We start from the raw sequence: 4,521 nt of genomic DNA, 5'->3' as shown, positions 1-4,521 counted from the left end.
AGGAGAATGTGAGATCATGCTCATCCTGTCGAAATGAAGATGGCGATGCTCCGCCGGCTCGCAGGCTACGCACAGTCTGGACGCTTCCGCGCTCGATGATCGCTTGCTTTAATTACCGTCGCCAGGGGTATGGCCGAACCTCCATAGGATCTGGTTCCAACGTGATCGTCGGCAGGGATCGCAGCAGGCTCGGCCACACCGCATTGATCTCGCGCAAAAAGGGCATCTCTCATGTCCGCGACCGATGAGGACGAGTGCGGCCAGGCCGGGTACGGCGAAACACTCTCCCTCCTCAAGTCCTGCCCGGCATGGGCTGAATCGCGGGCCCGGCACCGGCTCGGCTCGCCGCACGCATCACGAGATGCCGCCAAGTCCCGGAAGTTCGGCACGAACAGCGGGGCGTTGGACGTCACGTTCGACATCGACAACGCTTTCTGCTTCGTTCGCCTCTCCCAATGCTGGCGCGATTGGATAACGACGAGCTATGGGTTCGCATCGCCAAGAATGCTCATTCCTGACGCGACCGCTTCATCGCGATCCCAAGCACGATGCATGCGCCGCGAGCATGACCTACCAATCAGGTTTCAGAGCCGCCACAGCCACCAGCAACCGGGATAATTTGAGGCAGCGCAAAGCTCATCCGGCCCCTGTCGGATAATCCGGCCTGGAAAGCAAGAAAGGCATCCGAATGCGACCGGACCTGGCACAATCCTACGGGCAGCACCGAGTGCCGCGCTACACCAGCTATCCGACGGCCCCTCATTTCTCAGAGTCAGTTCGCGAGATCGACTATCAAGCTTGGCTCAAGTCCCTGGGCCGCCAGCAGTCCGCCTCGATCTACGTCCACGTGCCATTTTGTCGAAGCATGTGCTGGTACTGCGGCTGCCACACATCTGTCACGAAACGCGACGATCCGATCGCGATCTATGCGGCTGGACTGCGCACTGAAGCCTACCTCGTTGCAGAAGCCGTTGGGCAACGACAGCCGATCTCTCATATTCACTTCGGGGGTGGCACGCCGACGATCATGACACCTGAAACATTCGCTGATTTGGTCGGTTCGTTGCGTTATTCGTTCGCCGTCCTGCCTGATGCCGAGATCGCGGTGGAGATCGATCCACGCATCTTGAGCGATCCGATGGCCGAGGCGCTGGGCTATTGCGGCGTCAACCGGGCGAGCCTTGGGGTGCAAAGCTTCGATCCGGTTGTTCAGCGGGCCATCAATCGTCTGCAGAGCTTCGAACAGACCGCAACTTCGGTCAATCGGTTACGCCGCGCCGGCGTTTGTCGGATCAATTTCGACCTGCTGTATGGACTGCCCCAACAGACAGTCGATTCGTGCCTGGACACCGTCGACAAATGCCTCGAGTTGCACCCGGATCGGTTCTCCGCCTTTGGCTACGCGCACATTCCTACATTCAAGAAGCATCAACGCAAGATCGACGAATCCACTCTGCCCAACAGCGTCGAGCGCTACCTCCAATCCGAAATGATAGCCGACGCTTTGGTTGACGCTGGATACGTGCGCGTCGGCATCGATCATTTCGCCCTGCCGCACGACAATCTCGCTCTGGCGGCGCAGCAAGGCAGGTTGCGGCGCAACTTCCAGGGCTATACTGACGATTGCGCGGACGCCCTTGTTGGTCTCGGCGCCAGCGCCATCGGCCGCATGCAACAAGGGTTCGTCGCGAACGCTGTCTCGACAAGGGATTACCTCGCTCGTGTCACCGAGGATCGGCTCGCGACCGCGAAGGGCTATTCGCTGACTGATGACGATCGCTACCGAGCGGAGATCATCGAGCGAATTATGTGTGACATGACAGTCGATCTCTCCGAGACATCCCGTCGTCACGGCAGGGATCCGGAGGTGGCCGTCATCGATCGGTCCCGACTCGACAGCCTTATCGCAGATGGCGTCGTCGTGGTTGACGATGGCCGGCTTTCCGTGGCCGATGGCGCCGAGTTCCTGGTCCGGAGCGTCGCGTCGGCGTTCGACGCTCACCTTCCTCGGTGCGGGGCTACGCACAGTGGGGCGGTCTGATCGTCGTGGACGGCCTAGCTTGTCACTCTAGCAGTCCCGCACTTCGGTCACCAGTGAACTGGCTTATGCCCGGGTCAGACCGATCTCGTGATTGAGGAACACCCGATTGGCATCCGCCACTTTCAACGTCGTGCGTCGATCCGCTCATCGATCCCAAACAGAGTCGCAAGCCGAACCTTGGCTATTGAGTGGAACCGGACAGCGACTGCCTGAGCAGGGTTCAGATCAATAAGAAGCCACCCATGCATTGGCTGATCGAGCGGCAGGAAAGCGCCGCCAATTGCACTAGCCTCGGCCGATACCACGACCGCCGGGCGTCACCCGCAGTCCTTGCTCGGCTCGGCACACCATTGTGAAAGTGCTGATCAGCGACAAACCTTGGTGTAGTTTTCCAATACTCGACTACATCGGCCGCATACCACAGCATAATTGAGCTACCCTGAGCTCGTGCTTTAAATTGGGTTCAGATTTTCGGCGAATGTCCTCGCCGGTGATCGGACCATCGGCTGTCCTCCCTCCGCTGATGGAAGTCGGCGATGCGTCAGCGTCGCTCCTCTCAGACTTAACTTTCGCCCGGCCTGCTAAGTGCGGCCGGGCTTTTTTTGTGCTCATCCAAGGCTCCGCCAAGATGATCGAGAACGCAAATGACTCAGAAGCGGATCAGCTTCCTCGAGGAGAGAGCCAAGTGCAGGATCAACGGCCTGGCCGATCGGATGCCGCGCGCCGTTCGCGGGCGGCGACCATGTTGACCAGCGCCGGGCGGCCCTCCTCCCATTTGCGCGTCTTCAGGCCACAGTCCGGATTGGCCCTGAGCTGCGAATCCTGCAGCCGCTTCCGGGCCAATGCCATCAGCTCCTTCATTTCCCCTGCCTCGGGAATGCTTGGAGAATGGATGAACTGATAGACGCGTTCAGGAACTACAAATATCCGAATCAGATCGGGCCAGGCGTGTAGATGATGTCATTGAACTACAAGTAGCACATATGCGTGTGAATCTGCGTCTGATCAGCGACGCCCGATGAGCAAATGCGGAAGCTATCCCCGGCCCACTCAAGATAGGCCGCCCACTCTGATCGACGCAATGGCAATCCTTCGCGGAGTGCGGCTTCGTCGATCTGGATCATGCTCGCACCAGCTATCTCGAGATCGCGAATTTCGTCTCTATCGCGAGCGCAATCTGACGGCAGACCTCGCTTCTTGGAATATCATCGCAAGATCGTTACTGGTCCGGTCAGCATTGCCTTCATCGGCTTGCTGGTCAGTGATTGCGCGTAGCGCCACCAGCCGACGGTGATCCGCTTGGGCCCCAAAACATCGCCAAACAGGATCCGTGGCCTGACACAGCGCGAGCCATAGGATTGCACCCAACCGTTCCTGGTAAATGCGAAGCCAGCAAGCTGCTCGCCGAAGTACTGTACCATGTCATTGCGCTCAAACTCGCCGTGCACGAGGACGTCCAGACCGATGTCCTCCTGCCAACGTATAGCGCGCAGTCTCCTCCTTGAGGAATTTGTCGTATTGCTCGTCGCGCCTCGCGCGTGTGCCGCACGGGCATTACGGACCTCTGCGGTCTGCGAGAACGATCCGATCGTCGTGGTGGGAAAAGCCGGTAGTCCGAAGCGCTTGCGTTGAATCTCGGCACGACGGACAAGTGGGCTGGCGCGCCGGCGCATGGCCTGGTCGATCGCTCTCATCCGCACGGCGAGATTGGTATCACGGATCTTCGGCGAAGTCCGGCGGACGGTCACGCCAGATTGCGATTCAGCAAGAGCTTCCGCAACGTTCCGGTCGCCCGCGAGTGCCCGCGCCAGGATCGCAAGCTCACGCATCTTCTGTACCGAGAAAGTAAGCCAGCTCCTGACATCGGAAGCAAGCCCGGTATCGAGTTCAACATTGACCGGCACGTGAAGCAGCGAGCAGGATGGGGCGATCTGTACACGATCCCTGCCTAGCTTCGCAATGGCGGGATCCAGCCGCTGGCGGAGCGCCGACAGATTCGACCGCCATACATTTCGTCCGTCGATGACACCAAGCGACATGATGAGATCGCTTCGGCCGGTAGCAATGATCCGTTCCAAGAGCTTCGGCGCGCGAACCAGATCCACGTGCAGTCCGGCAACAGACATGTTCAAGGCTGTATCCAGATTATCACCGAGGTCGCCGGAATAGCTGGCAACCATGATCTTGACGTCCGGTCCCTCCCCGGCGAGCCGGTCGTAGGCGTGCAGCAAAGATTTTCGCGAACCCTCATCCAGATCAAGGACCAGGCAGGGCTCGTCGAACTGAACCCAGTTTGCTCCCCGTTTGGCCAGCTCCTGCAGAACCTCGATGTAGACCGGTATCAGATCATCCAGGAGCGACTGTGGCTGGAACGCAGGATCAGCACTCTTGCCAAGCTTTAAGAATGTGACCGGTCCTATCAGGACAGGGCGGGTCTGAAAGCCAAAAGCCTTGGCTTCCTCATACTCCTCGATAGGCTC

At 59.2% G+C, this 4,521-nt stretch carries 2 protein-coding genes and 1 pseudogene; 1 reads left to right on the top strand and 2 read right to left on the bottom strand.

The genetic code is table 11. The features are described from left to right. Positions 1-688: 688 nt before the first annotated feature. A complete protein-coding gene (gene hemN, locus H8A95_RS41675; RefSeq protein ID WP_229171531.1) occupies positions 689-2,041 on the top strand; it encodes an oxygen-independent coproporphyrinogen III oxidase in 1,353 nt (450 codons plus the stop codon). 693 nt (positions 2,042-2,734) lie between these two features. Here hemN and H8A95_RS44015 read toward each other — a convergent pair. Both H8A95_RS44015 and metE read right to left on the bottom strand, forming a co-directional pair. Beyond that, positions 2,735-2,902, bottom strand: coding sequence for a hypothetical protein (locus H8A95_RS44015; RefSeq protein WP_274617726.1), 168 nt, complete (start codon positions 2,900-2,902; stop codon positions 2,735-2,737). Positions 2,903-3,009: 107 nt separating this feature from the next. Beyond that, positions 3,010-4,461, bottom strand: a pseudogene (gene metE, locus H8A95_RS41670) (5-methyltetrahydropteroyltriglutamate--homocysteine S-methyltransferase). Positions 4,462-4,521 lie beyond the last annotated feature (60 nt).

Origin of the sequence: Bradyrhizobium oropedii, assembly GCF_020889685.1 — a bacterium.
GTDB lineage: Bacteria > Pseudomonadota > Alphaproteobacteria > Rhizobiales > Xanthobacteraceae > Bradyrhizobium > Bradyrhizobium oropedii.
Note: the sequence above shows the minus strand (reverse complement) of the source record. Positions and strands in the feature narration are given on the sequence as shown.

Bases quoted from the DNA above. Each gene is read 5' to 3' on its own strand.
- hemN (WP_229171531.1), top strand. From the start codon at position 689: ATGCGACCGGACCTGGCACAATCCTACGGGCAGCACCGAGTGCCGCGC.
- H8A95_RS44015 (WP_274617726.1), bottom strand. From the start codon at position 2,902: ATGAAGGAGCTGATGGCATTGGCCCGGAAGCGGCTGCAGGATTCGCAG.